The 23,746-nt window shown below is 55.4% G+C and carries 21 protein-coding genes; 12 read left to right on the top strand and 9 right to left on the bottom strand.

Features of this window, described 5'->3' with window-relative positions:
• The 4 genes from purB to KW829_RS09025 all read left to right on the top strand — a co-directional run bounded on the left by purB (position 1) and on the right by KW829_RS09025 (position 4,841).
• Positions 1 to 1,371, top strand: coding sequence for an adenylosuccinate lyase (gene purB, locus KW829_RS09040; protein ID WP_120158893.1), 1,371 nt, complete (start codon positions 1 to 3; stop codon positions 1,369 to 1,371).
• 122 nt (positions 1,372 to 1,493) lie between these two features.
• Positions 1,494 to 2,165 (top strand): two-component system response regulator PhoP, encoded by a 672-nt coding sequence (phoP, locus tag KW829_RS09035; protein WP_010429800.1) that lies wholly within the window; start codon positions 1,494 to 1,496, stop codon positions 2,163 to 2,165.
• Positions 2,165 to 3,628, top strand: a complete 1,464-nt coding sequence (gene phoQ / locus KW829_RS09030; protein WP_211445989.1) for a two-component system sensor histidine kinase PhoQ — start codon at positions 2,165 to 2,167, stop codon at positions 3,626 to 3,628. The genes phoP and phoQ overlap by 1 nt, the downstream gene beginning before the upstream one ends.
• A gap of 91 nt (positions 3,629 to 3,719) precedes the next feature.
• A complete protein-coding gene (locus tag KW829_RS09025) occupies positions 3,720 to 4,841 on the top strand; it encodes a cupin domain-containing protein (RefSeq protein ID WP_010429795.1) in 1,122 nt (373 codons plus the stop codon).
• Positions 4,842 to 4,926: 85 nt separating this feature from the next.
• On the opposite strand, the gene KW829_RS09020 is transcribed toward KW829_RS09025, so the two are convergent.
• A complete protein-coding gene (locus tag KW829_RS09020) occupies positions 4,927 to 5,418 on the bottom strand; it encodes a transposase (RefSeq protein ID WP_218308050.1) in 492 nt (163 codons plus the stop codon).
• 101 nt (positions 5,419 to 5,519) lie between these two features.
• On the bottom strand, positions 5,520 to 6,743 hold the full coding sequence (gene pepT, locus KW829_RS09015) for a peptidase T (protein WP_010429790.1): 1,224 nt from the start codon (positions 6,741 to 6,743) through the stop codon (positions 5,520 to 5,522).
• Positions 6,744 to 6,980: 237 nt separating this feature from the next.
• On the opposite strand from pepT, the gene potA reads away from it, so the two are divergent.
• From potA to potD, 4 genes are read left to right on the top strand one after another with little or no spacing between them, the layout of a single operon-like run.
• Positions 6,981 to 8,129, top strand: coding sequence for a spermidine/putrescine ABC transporter ATP-binding protein PotA (gene potA, locus KW829_RS09010; RefSeq protein WP_218308224.1), 1,149 nt, complete (start codon positions 6,981 to 6,983; stop codon positions 8,127 to 8,129).
• Positions 8,113 to 8,970, top strand: coding sequence for a spermidine/putrescine ABC transporter permease PotB (potB, locus tag KW829_RS09005; protein ID WP_218308049.1), 858 nt, complete (start codon positions 8,113 to 8,115; stop codon positions 8,968 to 8,970). The genes potA and potB overlap by 17 nt, the downstream gene beginning before the upstream one ends.
• Positions 8,967 to 9,758 (top strand): spermidine/putrescine ABC transporter permease PotC, encoded by a 792-nt coding sequence (gene potC / locus KW829_RS09000; protein ID WP_042718888.1) that lies wholly within the window; start codon positions 8,967 to 8,969, stop codon positions 9,756 to 9,758. The genes potB and potC overlap by 4 nt, the downstream gene beginning before the upstream one ends.
• On the top strand, positions 9,755 to 10,789 hold the full coding sequence (potD, locus tag KW829_RS08995) for a spermidine/putrescine ABC transporter substrate-binding protein PotD (RefSeq protein WP_100167025.1): 1,035 nt from the start codon (positions 9,755 to 9,757) through the stop codon (positions 10,787 to 10,789). The genes potC and potD overlap by 4 nt, the downstream gene beginning before the upstream one ends.
• Positions 10,790 to 10,823: 34 nt before the next feature.
• Here the strand turns inward: potD and cobB are convergent, their stop codons facing one another.
• From cobB to lolC, 5 genes are read right to left on the bottom strand one after another with little or no spacing between them, the layout of a single operon-like run.
• A complete protein-coding gene (gene cobB / locus KW829_RS08990) occupies positions 10,824 to 11,645 on the bottom strand; it encodes a Sir2 family NAD+-dependent deacetylase (RefSeq protein ID WP_010429776.1) in 822 nt (273 codons plus the stop codon).
• 14 nt (positions 11,646 to 11,659) lie between these two features.
• Entirely contained in the window at positions 11,660 to 12,571 is a 912-nt protein-coding gene (gene nagK / locus KW829_RS08985) for an N-acetylglucosamine kinase (RefSeq protein ID WP_042718885.1), read from the bottom strand.
• Positions 12,572 to 12,625: 54 nt separating this feature from the next.
• Entirely contained in the window at positions 12,626 to 13,870 is a 1,245-nt protein-coding gene (gene lolE, locus KW829_RS08980) for a lipoprotein-releasing ABC transporter permease subunit LolE (protein ID WP_100167026.1), read from the bottom strand.
• Positions 13,870 to 14,571, bottom strand: a complete 702-nt coding sequence (gene lolD / locus KW829_RS08975; protein WP_010429765.1) for a lipoprotein-releasing ABC transporter ATP-binding protein LolD — start codon at positions 14,569 to 14,571, stop codon at positions 13,870 to 13,872. Before lolD ends, lolE begins: the two co-directional genes overlap by 1 nt.
• Positions 14,564 to 15,763 carry a lipoprotein-releasing ABC transporter permease subunit LolC gene (lolC, locus tag KW829_RS08970; RefSeq protein ID WP_218308048.1) on the bottom strand — a complete coding sequence of 400 codons (1,200 nt, stop codon included), beginning with the start codon at positions 15,761 to 15,763 and terminating at the stop codon, positions 14,564 to 14,566. The genes lolD and lolC overlap by 8 nt, the downstream gene beginning before the upstream one ends.
• A 257-nt stretch (positions 15,764 to 16,020) precedes the next feature.
• On the opposite strand from lolC, the gene KW829_RS08965 reads away from it, so the two are divergent.
• The 3 genes from KW829_RS08965 to KW829_RS08955 all read left to right on the top strand — a co-directional run bounded on the left by KW829_RS08965 (position 16,021) and on the right by KW829_RS08955 (position 21,797).
• Positions 16,021 to 17,094, top strand: coding sequence for an acyltransferase family protein (locus KW829_RS08965; RefSeq protein ID WP_089599894.1), 1,074 nt, complete (start codon positions 16,021 to 16,023; stop codon positions 17,092 to 17,094).
• A 148-nt stretch (positions 17,095 to 17,242) separates the two neighbouring features.
• Positions 17,243 to 20,689 carry a transcription-repair coupling factor gene (mfd, locus tag KW829_RS08960; RefSeq protein ID WP_218308047.1) on the top strand — a complete coding sequence of 1,149 codons (3,447 nt, stop codon included), beginning with the start codon at positions 17,243 to 17,245 and terminating at the stop codon, positions 20,687 to 20,689.
• Positions 20,690 to 20,831: 142 nt separating this feature from the next.
• Complete coding sequence (locus KW829_RS08955; RefSeq protein ID WP_029485038.1) at positions 20,832 to 21,797, top strand: L,D-transpeptidase family protein; 966 nt, start codon at positions 20,832 to 20,834, stop codon at positions 21,795 to 21,797.
• 72 nt (positions 21,798 to 21,869) lie between these two features.
• On the opposite strand, the gene bhsA is transcribed toward KW829_RS08955, so the two are convergent.
• A complete protein-coding gene (gene bhsA / locus KW829_RS08950) occupies positions 21,870 to 22,127 on the bottom strand; it encodes a multiple stress resistance protein BhsA (RefSeq protein WP_006174713.1) in 258 nt (85 codons plus the stop codon).
• A 244-nt stretch (positions 22,128 to 22,371) separates the two neighbouring features.
• Here bhsA and comR point away from each other — a divergent pair, with 244 nt between their 5' ends.
• On the top strand, positions 22,372 to 23,007 hold the full coding sequence (gene comR / locus KW829_RS08945) for a TetR family copper-responsive transcriptional repressor ComR (protein WP_010429744.1): 636 nt from the start codon (positions 22,372 to 22,374) through the stop codon (positions 23,005 to 23,007).
• A 60-nt stretch (positions 23,008 to 23,067) separates the two neighbouring features.
• Here comR and KW829_RS08940 read toward each other — a convergent pair whose 3' ends face one another.
• The gene (locus tag KW829_RS08940) at positions 23,068 to 23,607 is read right to left on the bottom strand and encodes a glycine zipper 2TM domain-containing protein (protein ID WP_029485037.1); all 540 of its coding nucleotides are present in this window, start codon (positions 23,605 to 23,607) and stop codon (positions 23,068 to 23,070) included.
• Positions 23,608 to 23,746: the final 139 nt, after the last annotated feature.

The raw sequence follows: 23,746 nt of genomic DNA, 5'->3' as shown, positions 1-23,746 counted from the left end.
ATGGAATTATCCTCACTGACCGCCGTATCCCCTGTCGATGGACGCTACGGCGATAAAGTCAGCGCGCTGCGCGGGATCTTCAGCGAATATGGTTTGCTGAAGTTCCGTGTTCAGGTTGAAGTGCGCTGGCTGCAGAAGCTGGCCGCCCAGGCAGCAATCAAGGAAGTTCCTGCTTTTGACGAAAAGGCAAACGATTACCTTGATAAAATCGTTGCTGACTTCAATGAAGAAGATGCTGCGCGCATTAAGACCATTGAACGTACCACCAACCACGATGTGAAGGCGGTTGAGTATTTCCTGAAAGAGAAAGTGGAAAGCGTTCCTGCCCTGCACGCCGTGTCTGAATTCATTCACTTTGCCTGTACCTCTGAAGACATCAATAACCTGTCTCACGCGCTGATGCTCTCCACCGCGCGCAAAGAAGTCGTGCTGCCATACTGGCGTAAAATCATCGACGCGGTGAAAGCGCTATCTGTGGAATATCGCGACATTCCGCTGCTTTCCCGTACCCACGGCCAGCCAGCTACCCCATCTACCATGGGTAAAGAGATGGCGAACGTGGCATACCGTATGGAGCGTCAGTATCGTCAGCTGGAACAGGTTGAGATCCTCGGCAAAATCAACGGTGCCGTTGGCAACTATAACGCCCACATCGCCGCCTATCCGGAAGTGGACTGGCACCAGTTCAGCGAAGAGTTTGTGACTTCTCTGGGCATTCAGTGGAACCCATACACCACCCAGATCGAGCCGCATGACTACATCGCGGAACTGTTTGACTGCATCGCCCGCTTCAACACCATCCTGATCGACTTCGATCGTGACGTGTGGGGCTATATCGCGCTGAACCACTTCAAACAGAAAACCATCGCCGGTGAAATCGGTTCGTCCACCATGCCGCACAAAGTGAACCCGATTGACTTCGAAAACTCCGAAGGCAACCTGGGCCTGGCGAACGCCATGCTGCAGCATATGGCGAGCAAACTGCCGGTATCCCGCTGGCAGCGTGACCTGACTGACTCCACCGTACTGCGTAACCTCGGCGTAGGCATTGGCTACGCGCTGATCGCCTATCAGTCCACCCTGAAAGGCGTGAGCAAACTGGAAGTGAACCGCGATCGTCTGCTGGACGAACTGGATCACAACTGGGAAGTGCTGGCGGAGCCAATCCAGACCGTGATGCGCCGTTACGGCATTGAAAAACCGTACGAGAAGCTGAAAGAACTGACCCGCGGCAAACGCGTGGACGCTGAAGGCATGAAGCAGTTTATCGACGGTCTGGAACTGCCGGAGGACGAGAAAACGCGTCTCAAGGCGATGACCCCGGCGAACTATATTGGTCGCGCCGTCACGATGGTTGACGAGCTGAAGTAACTCCCTCTCCCTCTTTTCGCCCGAAAAGGGGGATGCTTTTCCCCGGTTTAGTCAATGTTTATCACCACAACAACATAATCAGCGTTAAACTATTCATACCAATTATTTAGGGAGAAGAGATGATGCGCGTACTGGTTGTTGAGGATAACGCATTGCTACGTCATCACCTGAAAGTTCAGCTTCAGGAGATGGGACATCAGGTGGACGATGCTGAAGATGCAAAAGAAGCCGATTATTATCTCAATGAACACCTGCCGGATATCGCCATTGTCGATTTAGGCTTGCCGGATGAAGACGGTCTCTCGCTGATCCGTCGCTGGCGCAGCCATGACGTCTCTCTACCGGTGCTGGTCCTGACCGCCCGTGAAGGCTGGCAGGATAAAGTGGAAGTGCTCAGCGCGGGTGCGGACGACTACGTGACGAAGCCGTTTCATATCGAAGAAGTCGCTGCGCGCATGCAGGCGCTGTTACGTCGCAACAGCGGTCATGCTTCGCAGGTTATCTCCCTTCCGCCATTCCAGGTTGATCTTTCCCGTCGCGAATTTTCTATTAATAATGAAGTGGTCAAGCTGACGGCGTTCGAGTACACCATCATGGAGACGCTTATCCGTAATAACGGCAAAGTGGTGAGCAAGGATTCCTTAATGCTCCAGCTTTACCCGGATGCCGAGCTACGGGAGAGCCACACCATTGACGTGCTGATGGGCCGTTTGCGCAAAAAAATTCAGGCGCAATACCCGCAGGACGTGATCACCACGGTCCGTGGTCAGGGTTACCTGTTCGAATTACGCTAATGAAAGGGATTTCACGACACTTTCTGCCCCTTTCGCTGCGGGTGCGCTTTCTGCTGGCAACCGCTGCCGTGGTGCTGGTGCTTTCTCTTTCTTATGGGATAGTGGCGCTGGTCGGGTATAGCGTGAGCTTCGATAAAACAACCTTCCGTCTGTTACGCGGCGAAAGTAACCTGTTTTATACCCTGGCGAAGTGGGAAGATAACCACATTACCGTGGATATGCCTGAGCACCTCAATCAGCAAAGCCCAACGCTGGCGTTAATTTATGATGAAAAAGGCAAACTGCTGTGGGCTCAGCGCGACGTCCCCTGGTTAAAAAAACGCATTCGCCCGGAATGGCTCAGGACGAATGGTTTTCATGAGATTGAGGCCGATCTCAATTCAACCAGCGCATTGCTGCATGACGATCGCGCCCTTCAGCAAAAGCTGAATGAGATACGCGAGGATGACGACGACACGGAGATGACCCACTCCGTCGCCATTAATCTCTATCCCGCTACCATGAACATGCCGCAACTGACCATCGTGGTGATCGACACCATTCCGGTTGAGCTTAAACGTTCTTACATGGTCTGGAGTTGGTTCGTGTATGTTCTGGCCGCCAATCTACTGCTGGTTATCCCTCTGCTCTGGGTCGCAGCATGGTGGAGTTTGCGTCCGATAGAATCACTGGCCAAAGAGGTTCGCGAGCTGGAAGAACATCATCGTGAAAAGCTCAACCCGGAAACCACGCGCGAACTCACCAGCCTGGTGCGTAATCTTAACCGCCTGCTGAAAAGCGAGCGCGAACGCTATGATAAATACCGCACCACGCTCACCGACCTGACGCACAGCCTTAAGACGCCGCTGGCGGTCATGCAGAGCACGCTGCGTTCCATGCGTAGCTCAACGCTCAGCGTCGATGACGCAGAGCCTGTGATGCTTGAGCAGATCAGTCGTATCTCGCAGCAAATTGGCTATTATCTCCATCGCGCCAGCATGCGTTCAGGAAGTGCGTTATTGAGCCGCGAGCTGCATCCGGTGGCGCCTTTACTGGACAACCTCACTTCCGCGCTAAACAAGGTGTATCAGCGTAAAGGGGTGAACATCAGCCTCGATATCTCGCCGGAAATCAGCTTCGTGGGTGAGAAAAATGATTTCATGGAAGTGATGGGTAACCTGCTCGATAACGCCTGTAAATATTGTCTGGAGTTTGTGGAAGTGTCCGCACGTCAGACGGATAACGAGCTGCACATCATCGTTGAAGACGACGGGCCCGGCATTCCCCGCAATAAACGTGAAGTCGTGTTTGATCGTGGTCAACGCGCCGATACGCTGCGTCCGGGTCAGGGAGTGGGGTTAGCCGTCGCCCGGGAGATTGTCGATCAGTACGATGGCAAAATTGAAACGGGTGAAAGCCTGCTGGGCGGTGCGCGAATGGAGGCTATTTTTGGCCGCCAGCATCCCACATCGAACGATACTTGACCCGTTATGTGAAAAATGCGCGGATCTCGCACTCAGGCTCCTGAGCTTCCGTTATAATCCGACTCAATAAGAGCCTGCGGAATAAAAAAATATGGAATATCACTTAGCACTTAACTGGCCCGAATTTATCGAGCGCTACTGGCAAAAACGCCCGGTGGTTCTCAAACGCGGGTTCAGCAATTTTGTCGACCCTATCTCCCCTGACGAGCTGGCCGGCCTGGCCATGGAAAATGAAGTCGACAGCCGCCTGGTGAGCCACCAGGACGGAAAATGGCAGGTCAGCCACGGTCCTTTCGAAAGCTACGATCATCTGGGCGAAAATAACTGGTCTTTACTGGTGCAGGCGGTCAACAACTGGCATGAGCCTACCGCCGCCTTAATGCGCCCGTTCCGCGCCCTGCCCGACTGGCGAATGGACGATCTGATGATCTCCTTCTCCGTTCCCGGTGGCGGCGTTGGTCCGCATCTGGATCAGTACGACGTGTTTATCATTCAGGGTACCGGCCGCCGTCGCTGGCGCGTGGGTGACAAAGTGCCGATGAAACAGCACTGCCCGCATCCGGACCTGCTTCAGGTTGACCCGTTTGAAGGGATCATCGACGAAGAGCTGGAGCCGGGAGATATTCTCTACATTCCGCCGGGATTCCCGCACGAAGGTTACTCCCTGGAAAACTCGCTCAACTACTCCGTGGGGTTCCGCGCGCCAAGCGGTCGCGAAATGATCAGCGGCTTCGCTGACTATGTTCTGCAGCGCGAGCTGGGCAGCTACCGCTATAGCGACCCGGACGTGCCATCGCGTGAACACCCTGCTGACATCCTGCCGGAAGAGCTTGATAAACTGCGCGGCATGATGCTGGATTTGATCAACGAGCCGGAACATTTCAAACAGTGGTTTGGTGAGTTTGTCAGCCAGTCACGCCACGAGCTGGACGTTGCGCCGCCGGAGCCACCGTATCAGGCCGATGAGATTTATGATGCCCTGCAACAGGGTGACAAGCTGGTTCGCCTCGGCGGGTTACGCGTGCTGCGCATTGGTGAAGATGTCTTCGTGAACGGCGAAAAGCTGGACTCTCCGCATCGTCCGGCGCTGGAAGCCATCGCCAGCCATCAGGTGTTGCACGCCGAAACGTTTGGCGACGCGCTGGAAGACCCGTCATTCCTTGCGATGCTGGCCGCGCTGGTGAACAGTGGGTATTGGTTTTTTGAGGACTAAGTCGCTGTAATGCCCGGTGGCGCTTCGCTTACCGGGCCTACGATCCGAATGTAGGCCGGGTAAGGCGTAGCCGCCACCCGGCTTTTTACTTCCGCTCACCTGCCGCAAAATCCTCGATCTCTCCGGCCCAATCCTCTGGATATAACCCTTCCCGTACGTCCCGATGAAACGTTGAATACGGCCAGTCGCGAACCTTACTGACGTAGCCATGCTTCAGCGGATTGATATAGACATAATCCACATGCCGCCGGTAATCCTGTTCATTGCGAATGGTGTGCTCCCAGAAACGCGGCTGCCATATGTGGCGCATGTCGATGTTGCGGCTAAACGTTTTTTTAATATCCCGCCAGCGGGCCGAAAAGTCGCTGTCGCCTTCCGGTAAGGTCCAGATACAGTGCATATGTTCGGGAAGGATAACCCAGGCGTTTATGGTAAAGGGCTTCGCGCGTTTAACCATAGAGGTGGCAGCACGCAGGCTGTCGATATGACGTATAAGCGAATCGCTCTGGCGGTTTTGCAGGTTGACGGTGAAAAACCAGGTACCGCCAGGGACGTAATGACGACGATAGTTTGACATTGGCGTTCCTTGCCTAAAAGCCGGGTGGCGGCTACGCCTTACCCGGCCTACAAAAGCGTGATCCCGTAGGCCCGGTAAGCGAAGCGCCACCGGGCGTTTTCTCAGCGTTTTGCCGTCAGTTCAGCTATCCGCACAATCACCTTCACCGCTTTTTCCATTCCTTCCAGCGTCACAAACTCATGCTTGCCGTGGTAGTTATACCCGCCGGTAAACAGGTTCGGGCAAGGTAATCCCATAAACGACAATTGCGAGCCATCAGTACCACCGCGAATCGGCTTCAGCTGCGGTTCAATGTCACAGTCGCGCATGGCCTGCTGAGCGATGTCGAGAATATGAGGATGCTCCATCACTTTCTCACGCATATTGTAATAGCTGTCTTCTATGATCAGCTCAATATAGCAATCAGGGTGTAACCCTTTCCCCACCTTCTTGGCGATCTCCATCATCTTACGCTTGCGCGCCTCAAAGGCCTTGCGGTCGAAATCGCGAACGATGTAGTGCATCTGCGCGCTGTCCACGGTGCCTTTGATGCTGGTCAGGTGATAGAAACCTTCATACCCTTCCGTCATTTCAGGGCTCTCTTCCGCCGGAACCTCAGCATGAATACGCGACGCCAGCGACAGCGCATTTACCATCACACCTTTCGCGGAGCCTGGGTGAACGTTGTTCCCCACAATCTTGATCGTCACCGACGCAGCGTTGAAGTTCTCATACTCGAGTTCACCGACACCGCCGCCGTCAACGGTATAGGCCCACTTCGCATTGAAGGCCTCGACGTCGAAATGTTTTGCGCCCTTGCCCACCTCTTCATCCGGCGTAAAGGCCACGCGGATATCACCGTGCGGGATATTTTTGCCTTTCAGCACCGCCAGCGCCGTCATGATCTCCGCAATGCCCGCCTTGTCATCCGCCCCCAGCAGCGTTTTGCCGTCAGTGGTGATCAGCGTCTGGCCCAGCAGCTGATGCAAAACCGGGAACATCACCGGCGAGAGCACTTCATCGCCAATACCCAGCGCGATATCGCCGCCGCGGTAGTTTTCAACAATCTGCGGGTTAACATGTTTACCGCTAAAATCCGGAGAGGTGTCGACATGGGAGATAAAGCCAATCGCCGGAATATCCCCGTCGACATTGGCAGGCAGCGTTCCCATCACAGTGCCTTTCTCGCTTAACGTGACGTTGACCAGCCCCATGGCGTCAAGCTGCTCTTTAAGCAGGTTTAATAACTTCCACTGGCCTTCGGTGCTCGGCACCTGGCGAACACCCGGTTTAGATTGGGTATCCAGCGAAACGTACTGTAAAAAACGCTCAAGTAATTTATCCATGCAGTCACCCTCACTTTTTGTGACAACATTATCAATAAGCATCAAAACGCAAATATTGCGTCAGGTCACTTTTATCCCGCAAACGAGAACTTTTTTCGTTTATGTCATGCAGTGTTTATAAATGTAGCTTATGAATCAGTGACAAGGATTGGCGATTGCAGGGGATTGCCGTAGAATGTCCGCCCTCATTACGAGTCACCAAGGTGGTTACACACAAACCCCGCTTCGGTCTGCTGCCTGAGGCGTCTATATGGGACAGCGCAAAAATTGAATACACAATCCCGTTCACGTTCACCGCTGGTGCAACTGGAACGAATTCGTAAAAACTTTGATGGTAAAGACGTTATTTCCGACCTCACTCTCACCATCAACGACGGTGAGTTTCTGACGCTGCTGGGCCCCTCTGGCTGCGGCAAAACCACTGTACTGCGCCTTATCGCCGGGCTTGAAAGCGTTGATAACGGCCATATCCATCTTGAGAACCAGGATATTACCCAGGTTCCCGCAGAAGACAGACACGTCAATACCGTCTTTCAGAGTTACGCCCTGTTCCCGCACATGACCGTGTTTGAGAACGTCGCGTTTGGTTTGCGGATGCAAAAAACACCTGCAGCCGAGATCCCACCGCGCGTCACCGAAGCCCTGCGGATGGTGCAACTGGAAGAGTTTGCCCAGCGTAAACCCCATCAGCTTTCCGGCGGCCAGCAGCAGCGCGTCGCCATCGCTCGCGCCGTGGTCAACAAGCCGCGTCTGCTCCTGCTGGATGAATCCCTCTCCGCGCTGGATTACAAGCTGCGCAAGCAGATGCAGAACGAATTGAAAGCCTTACAGCGTAAGCTGGGCATTACCTTTGTTTTTGTGACCCACGACCAGGAAGAAGCCCTGACCATGTCCGACCGCATCGTGGTGATGCGTGACGGAAAAATCGAGCAGGATGGCACGCCGCGCGAAATCTACGAAGAGCCGAAGAATCTGTTTGTCGCCAGCTTCATCGGTGAGATCAATATCTTCGATGCCACGGTGATTGAACGCCTGGACGACCAGCGTGTGCGCGCCAGCGTTGAAGGCCGTGAGTGCATTATCGCGGTGAATTTCCCCGTTGAAAAGGGACAAAAGCTTAACGTCTTGCTGCGTCCGGAAGATCTGCGCGTCGAGGAAATTCATGGCAATACCGAGGCCGAAGGGTTAATCGGCTATATCCGCGAGCGCAACTACAAAGGGATGACGCTGGAGTCCGTTGTTGAGCTGGAAAACGGCAAGATGGTGATGGTCAGCGAGTTCTTTAACGAGGATGACCCTGACTTCGACCACTCTCTCGACCAGAAAATGGTTATCAACTGGGTAGAAAGCTGGGAGGTTGTGCTGGCTGATGAAGAACACAAGTAAATTCCAGAATGTGGTGATCGCCACGATCGTCGGTTGGCTTGTGCTGTTTGTCTTTTTACCCAACCTGATGATCGTTGCTACCAGCTTCCTGACCCGCGACGACGCTAACTTCGTTTCGCTGGTCTTTACGCTGGACAACTACACGCGCCTGCTCGATCCGCTCTATTTTGACGTGCTGCTGCACTCGCTCAATATGGCGCTGATTGCCACCCTCGCCTGTCTGGCGCTGGGTTATCCTTTTGCATGGTTCCTCGCGCGCCTGCCGCAAAAGGTACGCCCCCTGCTGCTGTTTTTACTGATTGTTCCCTTCTGGACCAACTCGTTAATCCGCATCTACGGGCTGAAAATCTTCCTGAGCACTAAAGGCTATCTCAACGAGTTTCTGCTGTGGCTGGGGGTGATTGATACGCCAATCCGTATTATGTTCACCCCGAGCGCGGTGATTGTCGGCCTGGTTTATATCCTGTTGCCGTTTATGGTGATGCCGCTCTACTCCAGCATTGAGAAGCTGGATAAACCGCTGCTGGAAGCGGCAAGAGATCTGGGTGCCGGTAAGCTGCAGACCTTTATCCGCATCATTATTCCGTTGACGATGCCCGGTATTATTGCAGGCTGTCTGCTGGTGATGCTCCCGGCGATGGGCTTGTTCTATGTGTCGGATCTGATGGGCGGTGCGAAAAACCTGCTGATTGGTAACGTGATCAAGAGCCAGTTCCTGAACATCCGCGACTGGCCGTTCGGCTCGGCCACCAGCATTACGCTGACGGTGGTGATGGGCCTGATGCTGCTGGTCTACTGGCGCGCCTCGCGCCTGCTGAATAAAAAGGTGGAGCTCGAATGATCGGTCGACTGCTTCGCGGCGGTTTCATGACCGCCATTTATGCCTGGCTCTATATCCCGATCGTAATTTTGATCGTGAACTCATTCAACAGCTCGCGGTTCGGGATTAACTGGCAGGGTTTTACCACCAACTGGTACAGCCTGCTGATGAACAACGACAGCCTGCTGCAGGCCGCTCAGCACTCGCTGACGATGGCGATCGTCTCCGCCACCTTCGCGACGCTGATTGGCTCCCTCACCGCCGTCGCGCTGTACCGCTACCGCTTTCGCGGCAAACCGTTCGTCAGCGGCATGCTGTTTGTAGTGATGATGTCGCCGGATATCGTCATGGCCATTTCGCTGCTGGTGCTGTTTATGCTGCTGGGCGTACAGCTTGGCTTCTGGTCGCTGCTGTTCTCGCATATCACCTTCTGCCTGCCGTTTGTGGTGGTGACCGTCTTTGCGCGTCTTAAAGGGTTCGACGTGCGTATGCTGGAGGCGGCGAAAGATCTGGGCGCCAGCGAGATGACCATCCTGCGTAAAATCATCCTGCCGCTGGCAATGCCTGCCGTGGCGGCCGGATGGTTGCTCAGCTTTACTTTGTCGATGGATGACGTGGTGGTCTCCTCCTTCGTGACCGGGCCGAGCTATGAAATTCTGCCGTTGAAGATCTATTCAATGGTGAAAGTCGGCGTCTCACCTGAGGTGAACGCGCTGGCGACCATTCTGCTGGTATTGTCGCTGGTTCTGGTGATTGCCAGCCAGGTTATTGCTCGTGATAAAACAAAATCTCAGGGGACAATGAAATGAAAAAAATGCTCGCCGCTGCGGCGCTGGTGCTTGGCATGGGTGCCGCGCACGCTGATGACAGCAAAACGCTCTACTTCTACAACTGGACCGAATATGTGCCGCCAGGGCTACTGGAACAGTTCACCAAAGAGACGGGCATCAAGGTTATCTACTCAACTTATGAGTCGAATGAAACCATGTACGCCAAGCTGAAAACCTACAAAGACGGTGCGTACGATCTGGTCGTGCCTTCCACCTACTTTGTCGACAAAATGCGCAAAGAGGGGATGATCCAGAAGATCGATAAAACGAAGCTAACCCATTTTTCAAACCTCGATCCGGAGATGCTTAACAAACCGTTCGATCCCAATAACGACTATTCCATTCCTTACATCTGGGGTGCGACAGCGATTGGCGTGAACAGCGATGCCATCGATCCGAAAACGGTTACAGGCTGGGCCGATCTGTGGAAACCGGAATACAAAGGTAGCCTGCTGTTAACCGACGATGCGCGTGAGGTGTTCCAGATAGCGCTGCGTAAACTCGGCTATTCCGGTAACACCACCGATCCGAAAGAGATCGAAGCGGCCTACAACGAGCTGAAAAAACTGATGCCTAACGTGGCGGCATTCAACTCTGATAACCCGGCAAACCCGTATATGGAAGGCGAAGTGAATCTGGGGATGGTGTGGAACGGCTCCGCGTATGTTGCCCGCCAGGCCGGTACGCCGCTGGAGGTCGTCTGGCCGAAAGAAGGCGGGATCTTCTGGATGGACAGTCTGTCGATTCCGGCCAACGCCAAAAACGTGGACGGCGCGCTGAAGCTGATTAACTTCCTGCTGCGCCCCGACGTGGCGAAACAGGTGGCTGAAACCATTGGCTACCCGACACCAAATCTGGCTGCACGCAAGCTGTTAAGCCCTGAAGTCGCGAATGATAAATCGCTGTACCCTGATGCTGATACAGTCAGCAAAGGCGAATGGCAGAACGACGTGGGGGACGCGAGCCGTCTTTATGAAGAGTATTATCAGAAGTTAAAAGCTGGTCGTTGAGATATGACGGGCGACGCGATGTCTCCCGTCACAACTACAGCCCCTTCAGGAGTTTATCCACAAAAGCTGGCACCACTTCACTTGCCAGACCATAGTGTTTTTCTTCAAACTCACTGCCCACCTGACTCGGCTCCAGATTAAGCTCTACCGTATGCGCGCCCTGGAGTTTAGCCTCGTGAACAAATCCCGCCGCCGGATAGACGTGCCCGGACGTGCCGATGGCAATGAACACGTCCGCCATCGCCAGCGCGCTGTAGATCTCATCCATGCCCAGCGGCATTTCGCCGAACCACACCACGTGCGGGCGTAAACGCGCAGGAAACTGACAGCAATGGCATTTGTCTTCCGGCAGCACGTCCTCTTTCCAGTCCAGCACCTGACCGCTCCAGGCGCAGCGAACCTTGAGCAGCTCGCCGTGCATGTGGATGATATTCTTGTTACCCGCCCGCTCATGCAGGTTATCGATATTCTGCGTCACCAGCAGAAAACGATCCCCCAGCGCCTCTTCCAGCTTAGCCAGCGCCAGATGCGCCGCATTCGGCGCAATCTCAGGCTGCTGAAGCTGACGACGGCGGGCGTTATAAAACGCCTGCACCAGGTCCGGATCGCGGGCGAAACCTTCCGGCGTCGCCACGTCCTCGACACGGTGTTCTTCCCACAGCCCGTCCGCCGCGCGGAAGGTTCGAATTCCTGACTCGGCGGAGATCCCCGCGCCGGTCAGCACCACCACTCTGGGTTTATCCATCGCTTCTGGCATCATTCTGTCTCTGAAAAAGATCCGCTGGCGCAAGCGCTCACGCAAGCGGCGTTTGTTTTTGCGAAAACGGCTGAGTCGACCCTGGCGACGCGACAGCATAGAAACCTCGTAGACTAATCGGTGAGATGAAGGAATGCGGCTCCGCGCATGCCTCCCGCGTCCCCGTGTCGCGCGCGTTCAATACGCGGCACGCGGGCGACCGGCAATAAATGTCGGGGCAAACGCCCGGACAGCTGTTCCGTAATCGCAGTAAAGTTTGATAGGCCTCCCCCAATCACCAGCAGATCCGGGTCGACGATGGTGAGAATATTTCCCAGACACACCGCCAGCAGATCAAGATAGCGCTCGACGTGCTCACGCGCCTGCGCATCCCCTTGCTCCCACAGGGTAATAATTTGGGGGGCTTCAAGTTTCTGATGATAGAAGTGTTCGTAAAGCCATGCAAACCCGCGGCCGGAGAGAGTGTTCTCAATACAGCCGTGCTGGCCGCAGCCGCAGCGGGTGAGCGGAAAATCACGCCCAACGACCTCCAGCGCGTCCACCGGCAGACGGATGTGACCAAACTCGCCGGTGATGTAGCTGCGCCCGGTAATCGGCTTACCGTTGATCACAATTCCCCCGCCGACGCCGGTACCGAGGATCAGCCCCATCACCAGTGGGTACTGACGGAACTCATCGTCCCAGGCTTCGGAGAGGGCAAAACAGTTGGCATCGTTATCTAAACGCACATCGCGTTCAAGGAGGGCAGAGAGATCGGCGCGCAGCGGTTTGCCGCTGGCGGCAGGCACGTTGGCGGCATACAGCGTGCCATCGTCGGTTTCGGGCATGCCCGGAATGCCGATGCCGACGCTGCCTTTCACGCCAAAGCGTTCATCGGCTTGCGCCACCAGTGCGGCAATGGCGGTTAAAAATTCGTCGTAGCTTTCGCGCGGCGTGGGAACGCGGGTTTCCCACTGCAGTTTGAGGTCTTTATCAAACACGCCGAGCGCAATCTTGGTGCCGCCAATATCAAATCCGTAATACATGATGCATTCCTCTGCTTGATCCAGCGGCCTAAAGACCGCTAAACCATGACGAAATTACTGGCCACTTAGTACCCTCGCCGGATCAATTCGGCTTGCGCGACGCGCCGGATACCAGCTTGCCAGCAGACTCAGTAAAAGTGCTGTAACCAGCACATAAAAAACATCCAGCCAGTGCAGTTCAGACGGCAGGAAGTCAATAAAATAGATATCACCCGACAGGAACTGGTGGCCAATCAGCTTTTCAATGCCGTTGATAATCGGCGTCAGCTGCAGGGAAACCACCACGCCAATCACCACGCCGCACAGGCTGCCGAACAGGCCCGCCAGTAAACCGTACCAGACGAAGATGGCGCGAATAAGGCCGTCTTTCGCCCCGAGGGTACGAAGCACGGCGATGTCTCCGCTCTTATCCTTGACCGCCATCACCAGCGTCGAGACGATATTAAAGCACGCTACACCAATCACCAGCACCATCGCCAGATACATAATGGCGCGGATCATCTGGATATCACGGTACATATACCCGTAAGTGCCGATCCAGCTTTTGATGTAGACATAGTTATTGGTCACGCTGCCCGCATCACGCACAAGTTTGTTGGCGTTAAAGACGTCGTTCACCTTAATGGCAATGCCCGTCACGCTGTCGCCCATGTCGAGATACTGGCGCGCGTCTTCCATCGGCACCATGGCGAAGCTGTGATCGAGCTGCCCGCTCAGCTGAAGAATGCCGGCAACGTGCAGGCGCACGCGCTTAGGCTGCTGCAGTTTGTGGTCGGCGCTGGCGTTCGGGATCATGATCGATACCCAGTCACCCTGCTTCACCTTCAGAGCATCGGCAACACCTTTGCCCATGATGATCTGCTGCTCGCCAGCCTTAAAGTTGGCCCACGCGCCGTTCTGCACAAATTGCGGCAGCGCGCTGAGACGCTCCTCCTGGGCGGGGTTGACACCTTTCACCTGAATGGCGCGCAGGTTTACCCCGCTCTCCACCAGCCCGGTAAAGTTGATGTAGGGCGCGGCCGCGGCAATGCCCGGCACGTTTTCGACTTTTGTGAGCGCGTCGCTCCAGTTCGTCCACGGCTGGTTAACCGGCTCGATCTCCCCGTGCGGCACCACCGCAAGAATGCGGTTGTTTAGCTCGCGCTCAAAGCCGTTCATGGCACTTAAGCCCACGATCAATACCGCCACACCGAGCGCGATACCCACGGTGGAGATCACGGAGATGAGCGACACCATGCCGCCGCGACGGCGACCACGACTAAAACGTAAACCGATGAGTAGCGATAACGGTGACGCCATTACTCTGCTCCCATCAGGGTCAGTTCCGCGTTCAGATGGCCGTCGCGCATCTCAAGCTGGCGACCCATGCGTTTTGCCAGCTGCAGATCGTGGGTCACCACCAGAAACGCGGTGCCCTGCGAGGCGTTCAGCTCGCCCAGAAGCTGGAAAATACTGTCCGCATTGCGCGCATCCAGGTTACCGGTAGGTTCATCCGCCAGCACCAGACGCGGATTATTCACCAGCGCACGGGCAATCGCCACGCGCTGGCGCTCGCCACCGGAAAGCTCTGAAGGACGGTGGTTCCCGCGATGGCCCAGCCCTACCGCTTTCAGCATGTCGCTGGCGCGGGCGTTAATTTCTGCCGGTTTCTTTTTGCCAATCAGCAGCGGCATTGCCACGTTTTCCAGCGCCGTGAAGTCCGGCAGCAGGTGGTGGAACTGGTAGATAAAGCCCAGCTCGCGGTTACGCAGCTCGGCCTTCGCCGCGGAGGACATCTTGCTCATCGGCTGGCCGGAGAAGATCACATCACCTTCAGTTGGCGTGTCCAGCCCGCCCAGCAGATGCAGCAGTGTACTTTTGCCTGAGCCGGAGCTGCCGACAATCGCCATCATCTCGCCTTCACCCACGCTAAAGCTCACATTGTGCAACACATCGGTCTGCACAGTGCCTTCCTGATAGCGTTTGGACAGGTTGTCGCATTGCAACAGGATCTTATTCATAACGTAAAGCCTCAGCGGGTTGAGTGGCGGCAGCGCGCCAGGAAGGATAAAGCGTAGAAAGCAGCGCAATGGCCATCGCGGCCAGCGCAATACCGACCACCTGCAGCGGCTCGATAGCCACCGGCAGCGCCGCACCATCAAGCAGCGCGCCGATGATCGGCATTAAGTTATTCAGCTGGCTGGCAAGCAGCGCGCCCAGCACGGCACCGAGCAGCGCGCCGATGATGCCTGCGCTTGCCCCCTGAACCATAAAGACCGCCATGATCTGGCGCGGCGTGAGCCCCTGGGTTTGCAAAATGGCGACTTCGCCCTGCTTCTCCATCACCATCAGGCCCAGGGAGGTGATGATGTTAAATGCCGCCACGGCGACGATCAGGCTCAGCAGCAGCCCCATCATGTTTTTTTCCATGCGAACGGCCTGGAACAATTCGCCTTTACGGTCACGCCAGTCCTGCCATTTGGTACCTTCCGGCAGCGTTTGCTGGCTAAGGGTATCGACCTTGAGCGGCTGATCGAGCCACAGGCGCCAGCCGGTAATGTTTCCCGCCGGGTAGCGCATCAGGCGCGACGCATCCTGGATGTTAACCAGCATCTGATAGCCCTCGACTTCGCTGTTGGCGGCAAAGGTACCTATCACGTTGAACAGGCGCTGGCTCGGCAGGCGCCCCATCGGCGTAAACTGGCTGGCAGAAGGTACCATCACGCGCAGCTGGTCACCACGGTTGACGCCGAGCTGTCCGGCAAGCTGTTCGCCGAGAATGACATTGTATTTACCGGGCTGCAGATCGGATTGCTTTACGTTAACCAGATACGGCGTCAACGGATCGTTTTGGGCAGGATCAATCCCCAGCATGACGCCGACCGCCACGCTGCGGGCGCTTTGCAACACGACATCGCCGGTGGTTAATGGCGCAACGCGTGTGACACCCTGTAACTTCGCTGCGCTTTCCGGCAGTTGTTGCGGGTTCACGGAACCGTTGGTTGAGGAGAGAACGGCCTGCGGCATCAGCCCCAGGATATTGTTTTGCAGCTCACGCTCAAAGCCGTTCATGACGGAAAGCACCGTCACCAGTGCCATCACGCCAAGCGTAATGCCAATAGTCGAAAGCCAGGAGACAAAGCGACCGAAGCGGTCCGCGGCGCGCCCACGCATGTAACGTAAGCCTATGAAGAGTGCGACAGGTTGATACATGAAATCCGTCTGTTTGCTGATAGCAGACCCACGAGTATATAAGCGAATCCGTTAAGCGTAAATGACTGAAACCGTAAGCTTTGGTAATCATTTTCCCGAAAAACTCAGACAAATCAGGGTGGTACTTTCGGTTTCTTCTCTGCACACCCTCCACCTTTTCCGAAAAACGTCCCGATACAGACAGTTACCCGTTACATCTCGCTGTCGTTTTAGAACAATTGCCCGTTCGTTTATGGCAAAACAGGTATTGGTTACCGATGAAACAAAAAGCATTATGGATTAATCAGATAAAGGGGCTGTGCATCTGCCTGGTGGTGATTTACCACTCGGTCATCACCTTTTATCCTCATCTCAGCGGGCTGCAGCATCCGCTGTCAGGGCTTCTCGCCAAATGCTGGGTCTATTTTAACCTGTATCTCGCACCCTTCCGCATGCCGGTGTTCTTCTTTATCTCCGGCTTTCTGATCCGCCGATATATTGATGAAGTAGACTGGCGCACCAGCCTCGACAAGCGCATCTGGAGCATCGTCTGGGTGCTGGCGCTATGGGGAATACTTCAGTGGCAGGCGCTGACCCACCTCAATGCCTGGCTCGCACCGGAACGTGAACTGGCAACGTCCTCGAATGCGGCCTACGCCGACTCTGTCTCGGGCTTTATTCTGGGTATGCTCACTGCCAGCACCAGCCTGTGGTATCTGTATGCCCTGGTAGTCTATTTCACCCTGTGCAAACTGCTGAGCCGCTGGAAGCTGCCTGTTCTGGGCCTGCTGGCGCTGGCGAGCATTGCCATTAACTTCCTGCCGCTGCCGTGGTGGGGAATGAACAGCGTCGTGCGTAATATGATCTACTACAGCCTGGGCGCGTGGTACGGTGCCCAGCTTATGGCCTGGATGAAGGGGCTGGAAATAGGTCGCGTCTGGCTGGCGCTGGTCGCGTTCGGAGCGGTATCCGTGGTGCTGTGGTTTGCAAACGTCCCTCTCCCGCTCTCATTGCTGTCGATTGTACTGATCATGAAGCTTTTCTACAGCGTTGAGCAACGTTATGCCGTCCATCCAGGAAACCTGCTGAATGTGGTGGGTTCGAATACCATTGCGATTTACACCACGCATCGCATTTTGATAGAGGCTTTTAGCCTGTGCCTGATTGGTGAAATGAATGCCGCGTACTGGCCGGTGTGGGCCGAGTTAACGCTGATTCTGGTCTATCCGTTCGCTAGCCTGCTGGTCTGCACCCTTGTAGGGCTTGGCATACGCAAGATTTCCACCTCTCTCTTTGGCGATGTCTTTTTCTCCCCACCCGCTACGCTCTCCCCATCAACCGCTACCCGTTGATGCCCTCTCCGCCCCCTTTTCGGGGGCGAATTGCCTCCCATACGCTTACGATTTGCTAATGCAAAGCGATCGAGGATAATAAAGACATTGCGTATCAGTGATATGCCCCAATACTGTTGGTATATCCATAAGAGACTCTGACATAGCCATGCCTGAACACTATCGCTTTACCTTGCCTGTAAAAGCAGGCGACCAACGCCAGCTGGGCGAACTCACGGGCGCGGCGTGCGCCACGCTGGTGGCAGAAATCGCTGAGCGCCATCCCGGCCCGGTGGTGTTGGTTGCCCCGGATATGCAAAATGCCCTGCGCCTGCATGACGAAATCCGTCAATTTACCGATAGCCTGGTGTCCAGCCTCGCCGACTGGGAAACGCTGCCGTATGACAGCTTCTCCCCGCATCAGGAGATCATCTCTTCACGCCTGTCAACGCTGTATCAGCTTCCGACCATGCAGCGCGGCGTGTTAATTGTGCCGGTCAATACGCTGATGCAGCGCGTCTGCCCGCACAGCTATCTTCACGGCCACGCGCTGGTGATGAAAAAAGGCCAGCGCCTGTCGCGGGATGCCCTGCGCGCGCAGCTTGACGGTGCCGGTTATCGCCATGTCGATCAGGTGATGGAGCATGGGGAATACGCCACCCGCGGCGCGCTGCTCGATCTTTACCCAATGGGCAGCGACCAGCCGTACCGCCTGGATTTCTTTGATGATGAAATCGACAGCCTGCGCGTGTTCGACGCCGACACGCAGCGCACGCTGGAAGAAGTGGAATCCATCAACCTGCTGCCCGCACATGAATTCCCGACGGACAAAACCGCTATCGAGCTGTTCCGCAGCCAGTGGCGCGACAGGTTCGACGTGAAGCGCGATGCCGAGCACATTTATCAGCAGGTCAGCAAAGGCACGCTGCCTGCCGGGATCGAATACTGGCAGCCCCTGTTCTTCAACGAGCCGCTACCCGCGCTGTTCAGCTATTTCCCGGCGAACACGCTGATTGTAAACACCGGGGATATCGAGGCCAGCGCCAGCCGCTTTGAAAGTGAAACCCGCGCTCGCTTCGAAAACCGTGGCGTGGATCCGATGCGTCCGCTGCTGCCGCCGGAAACGCTTTGGCTGCGCACCGACGAGCTCAACGCCGAACTGAAGCGCTGGCCGCGCATGCAGCTCAGAACCGACTCGCTCGCGGATAAAGCGGCCAATACCAACCTGGCGTTCCAAACGCTGCCGGACCTCTCCGTTCAGGCGCAGCAAAAATCCCCGCTGGATAATCTGCGCAAGTTCCTGGAATCCTTTACCGGGCCGGTGGTGTTCTCCGTTGAGAGCGAAGGTCGTCGCGAAGCGTTAGGCGAACTGCTTGGCCGCATCAAGATCGCGCCAAAGCGCATTTTGCGGCTGGACGATGCCACCGGAACGGGCCGCTATCTGATGATCGGTGCCGCTGAGCATGGGTTTATCGACGCGCTCAACAACCTGGCGCTAATTTGCGAAAGCGACCTTCTCGGCGAGCGCGTGGCGCGCCGCCGTCAGGATAGCCGTCGCACCATCAACCCGGACACGCTGATCCGTAACCTGGCCGAACTGCATCCGGGCCAGCCGATTGTTCACCTCGAGCACGGCGTCGGACGCTACCAGGGGATGACCACCCTTGAAGCGGGCGGCATCAAAGGCGAATACCTGATGCTGACCTACGCCAACGACGCCAAACTCTATGTGCCGGTCTCGTCCCTGCACCTGATCAGCCGCTATGCAGGCGGTGCCGAAGATAATGCACCGCTGCACAAGCTGGGCGGCGACGCCTGGGCGCGCGCGCGCCAGAAGGCGGCGGAAAAAGTGCGCGACGTGGCGGCCGAGCTGCTGGACATCTATGCCCAGCGCGCGGCCAAAGAAGGTTATGCGTTTAAGCATGATAAAGAGCAGTATCAGCTGTTCTGCGACAGTTTCCCGTTTGAAACCACGCCGGATCAGGCGCAGGCCATTAACGCGGTGCTGAGCGACATGTGCCAGCCGCTGGCGATGGACCGCTTAGTGTGCGGTGATGTGGGCTTCGGTAAAACTGAAGTCGCGATGCGCGCCGCTTTCCTGGCCGTTGAGAATAACAAGCAGGTGGCGGTGCTGGTGCCTACTACCCTGCTTGCCCAGCAGCACTTCGACAACTTCCGCGACCGCTTTGCCAACTGGCCAGTGCGTATCGAGATGCTGTCGCGTTTTCGCAGCGCTAAAGAGCAGACGCAAATTCTTGAACAGGCAAGTGAAGGTAAAATCGATATCCTGATCGGCACCCACAAGCTGCTACAAAGCGACGTGAAGTGGAAAGATCTGGGGCTGCTGATCGTCGACGAAGAGCACCGCTTCGGGGTGCGCCATAAGGAGCGCATCAAAGCGATGCGCGCCGACGTCGACATTCTGACCCTGACCGCAACGCCTATCCCGCGTACGCTGAACATGGCGATGAGCGGCATGCGCGATCTGTCGATTATCGCCACGCCACCGGCGCGCCGTCTGGCGGTAAAAACCTTTGTCCGCGAATATGACAATCTGGTGGTGCGCGAAGCGATCCTGCGTGAAGTGCTGCGCGGCGGTCAGGTGTACTACCTCTACAACGACGTGGAAAACATTCAAAAAGCGGCGGACAGGCTGGCGGAGCTGGTGCCGGAAGCGCGTATCGCTATCGGTCACGGACAGATGCGCGAGCGCGAGCTGGAGCGGGTGATGAATGATTTCCACCACCAGCGCTTCAACGTGCTGGTGTGTACCACCATCATTGAAACCGGTATTGATATCCCGACCGCGAACACGATCATTATTGAACGCGCGGATCACTTTGGTCTGGCGCAGCTGCACCAGTTGCGCGGTCGCGTCGGGCGTTCGCATCATCAGGCCTACGCCTGGCTGCTGACGCCGCATCCTAAAGCGATGACCACCGACGCGCAAAAGCGTCTGGAAGCCATCGCGTCACTGGAAGACCTTGGCGCAGGCTTTGCGCTGGCGACACACGATCTCGAGATCCGCGGTGCCGGTGAACTGCTGGGTGAAGACCAGAGCGGCTCGATGGAGACCATCGGCTTCTCGCTCTATATGGAACTGCTGGAAAATGCCGTCGATGCGCTGAAGGCCGGACGCGAGCCGTCGCTGGAAGATTTGACCAGCCAGCAGACCGAGGTGGAATTGCGTATGCCTTCCCTGCTGCCGGATGATTTCATTCCTGATGTGAATACCCGTCTGTCATTCTACAAACGTATCGCCAGCGCGAAAAAAGAAAACGAGCTGGAAGAGATTAAGGTGGAGCTGATCGACCGCTTCGGGCTGCTGCCGGATGCCGCGCGAAATCTGCTGGATATTGCGCGGCTTCGTCAGCAGGCGCAAAAGCTGGGCATTCGTAAGCTCGAAGGGAATGAAAAAGGCGGCGTGATTGAGTTCGCGGAAAAAAACCATGTCGATCCAATGTGGTTGATTGGTTTGCTGCAAAAACAGCCGCAGCACTTCCGCCTGGACGGCCCGACGCGTCTGCGTTTTACTCAGGAACTGACAGAACGCAAAACCCGCATGGACTGGGTGCGCAACTTTATGCGCCAGCTTGAAGAGAACGCTATCGCGTAATCTTCTCCCCCGTTAGCGCCTGGCTGACGGGGGAGAATTTACAAACTCTTTGCACTTCACCCGATCTTCCCGACACACCTCTTCGCCATAATTATCATTAACCCTTTATAAAACAATAACCTTATCATTTATAGGGATTATGATAATGACCGCTTCGCGTTTAACTCGCTGGATCACCCTGCTTGCGCTTGCCGCTACGGTAGCCGTTGCGCTGCCTGCACGCGCAAACACCTGGCCCCTTCCCCCCCCTGGCAGCAACGTTGTCGGGCAAAACCGTTTTCATGTTGTTGAAGATAACGGGGGTTCGCTGGAGGCCATTGCCAAAAAATATAACGTCGGCTTCCTGGCCTTGCTGCAGGCCAACCCCGGTGTCGATCCTTACGTGCCGCGTGCTGGCAGCGTGCTGACCATCCCGCTTCAGACCATTCTTCCTGATGCACCACGACAGGGGATCGTGATTAACCTTGCCGAGCTTCGACTTTACTATTATCCGCCGGGTAAAAAAGAAGTGACCGTTTATCCAATCGGTATCGGCCAGCTGGGCGGGGACACACTGACGCCAACCATGGTTACTACCGTGTCGGATAAACGTGCTAACCCAACCTGGACACCCACGGCAAATATTCGCGCACGCTATAAAGCTCAGGGTATCGATCTGCCCACCGTCGTGCCGGCGGGCCCGGACAACCCAATGGGTCATCACGCGATCCGCCTCGCGGCATATGGTGGGGTTTATCTGCTGCATGGAACGAATGCGGATTTCGGCATCGGTATGCGAGTCAGCTCCGGGTGTATTCGTCTGCGCGATGACGACATCAAGACGCTCTATAGCGTGATCACGCCAGGCACAAAAGTGAATATTATCAATACGCCGATTAAGGCCTCGGAAGAGCCCGGTGGCGTACGGTTGGTCGAAATTCACCAGCCATTATCAAAACACCTCGGTGACGATCCGCAGACGCTGCCCATTCCACTGAATGCCGCGATGGTGAGCTTTAAATCGAATACGAACACCGATAGCGTGGTGATGGAGCGCGCGATGGAAGCCCGGTCAGGAATGCCAATTGACGTCACGCGACATGGAAATGTCACTCCGCAGTCAATGTAAGTACCAACAAAAACGCCCTGCAAATGCAGGGCGTTTTTTATAGCAGTGGCATAAATGAGGGTTTAGCCAGGCTTATTTATAGATAACAGCAGTACCGTGCAGGGTGTTAGGGCCGGTCACTGAGGTGATACGGAATGATTTCGCACCCATCTCATCCGCTTTCTGCGCCAGTTGATCTTCCAGAGAGCCCAGGTTTGTCCCCGCGTTTGCAGAGATGGTACCCACTTTTTGTTGGTCAGCAGGAGTAGATTGTACTTCTACAGCGGCGAAGCTTGCGAAAGAGAGTGAGCTAAGTACAGCAGCAGCGATCAGGGTTTTTACGTTTTTCATGATTTTTACCTTTAGGCAGATGAATTGGGCGTCGTAAGTTATTTACTTAACGATCGATAGGTAAATGATAGATGTGATCCAGCTCACACGTCAACATGTTTTTATAACGACCGTTAAATTAATTTTATTTCCGTTAATTTTCATACCCATATGATTAATTTATTTTTAAGCAAACTACGCTGGTCGCGGGATAGGTTTATTTTTATAATGGTCATTCAACAAACCAACTGAGGACCAACGGCAAATGACAACCGAAGTCACGAGTTGCGCAAAGAAAAGCCGTGGCCGACCAAAAGTGTTCGACAGGGATGCGGCGCTCGATAAGGCCATGACACTCTTCTGGCAGCATGGGTACGAAGCGACCTCGCTTTCCGATCTGGTAGAAGCGACCGGCGCCAAGGCCCCCACGCTGTATGCGGAATTTACCAATAAAGAGGGGCTGTTCAGGGCAGTGCTGGACAGATACATCTCGCGCTTTGCGGCAAAACACGAAGCACAGCTTTTTTGCGAAGAGAAAAGCGTTGAACAGGCGTTGCAGGACTATTTCTGCGCCGTCGCGACCTGCTTTACCAGCAAAGACACACCCGCGGGCTGCTTTATGATCAACACCTCCGCCACGCTTGCTGCTTCATCTAAAGAGATTGCCAATACGGTGAAATCACGCCATGCCATGCAGGAGGAGACGTTAAGTACGTTTCTGGCCCAGCGGCAGCAGCGCGGTGAAATCCCGGCGCACTGCCGCCCGCAGGAGCTGGCGCAATACCTGAGCTGTATTTTACAGGGTATGTCCATCAGCGCCCGTGAAGGGGCTACGCTTGAAAAACTGCAGAGTATTACGCAAACCACACTGCGTCTGTGGCCTGAACTGCTTAAACTTTAAGGCAAAAAAAAAGCTCCTCAGCCTGAGCGCATGAGGAGCTAAGTTCAGAGAACATCTTTTTTACACTTTGTTGTTCAGTACCAGCTGACCATTGTTGTCCAGAGGGATCTGGGTGCCAGGGTCTTTATCCATGCGGATTTTGCCCTGCTGGTCGCCAATTTTGTAGGTTACGTCATAGCCCAGCATTTTTTCGGACTTGTCATAAACGGTTTTGCAGCGCTGCTGTGTGGTGGTGTACGTATCGTTGTCCTGCATTGCGCCCTGCACCTGATTACCGGCATAGCCGCCACCCAGCGCACCCACGACCGTCGCCACATCTTTGCCTCGTCCGCCACCAAACTGATGACCAATCACGCCGCCGGCTACGGCACCGAGAACTGAACCGGCAATGCGGTTTTCATCCTGCACCGGACGACGGTGAGTCACAGAGACGTTACGGCACTCCTGACGAGGGGTTTTCACGGTTTCTTTAATCGGGGTAGCGGAAACGACCTGCGCATACTGCGGGCCACGATCAAGTACGTTGAGACCGGCTACGGCAGCCACACCTAGCGCAGCAGCGACGCCAATCCCTATACCCGCCAACATTGATTTATTCACGGGACTTCCTCCTTTGTTGCTATTGGAAACTATTTTGCAACAGGGGTCAGTCCTCGCCAATAAGACAAAGGATTAAAAAATGGCCGTCTGGGGGAGAGATATCGTGTTTGAGAGAACTCTTAAGCACGCAAAGTGTGAT

Source organism: Enterobacter sp. ENT02 (genome assembly GCF_019219165.1).
Taxonomy (GTDB): Bacteria; Pseudomonadota; Gammaproteobacteria; order Enterobacterales; family Enterobacteriaceae; genus Enterobacter; species Enterobacter mori.
Note: the sequence above shows the minus strand (reverse complement) of the source record. Positions and strands in the feature narration are given on the sequence as shown.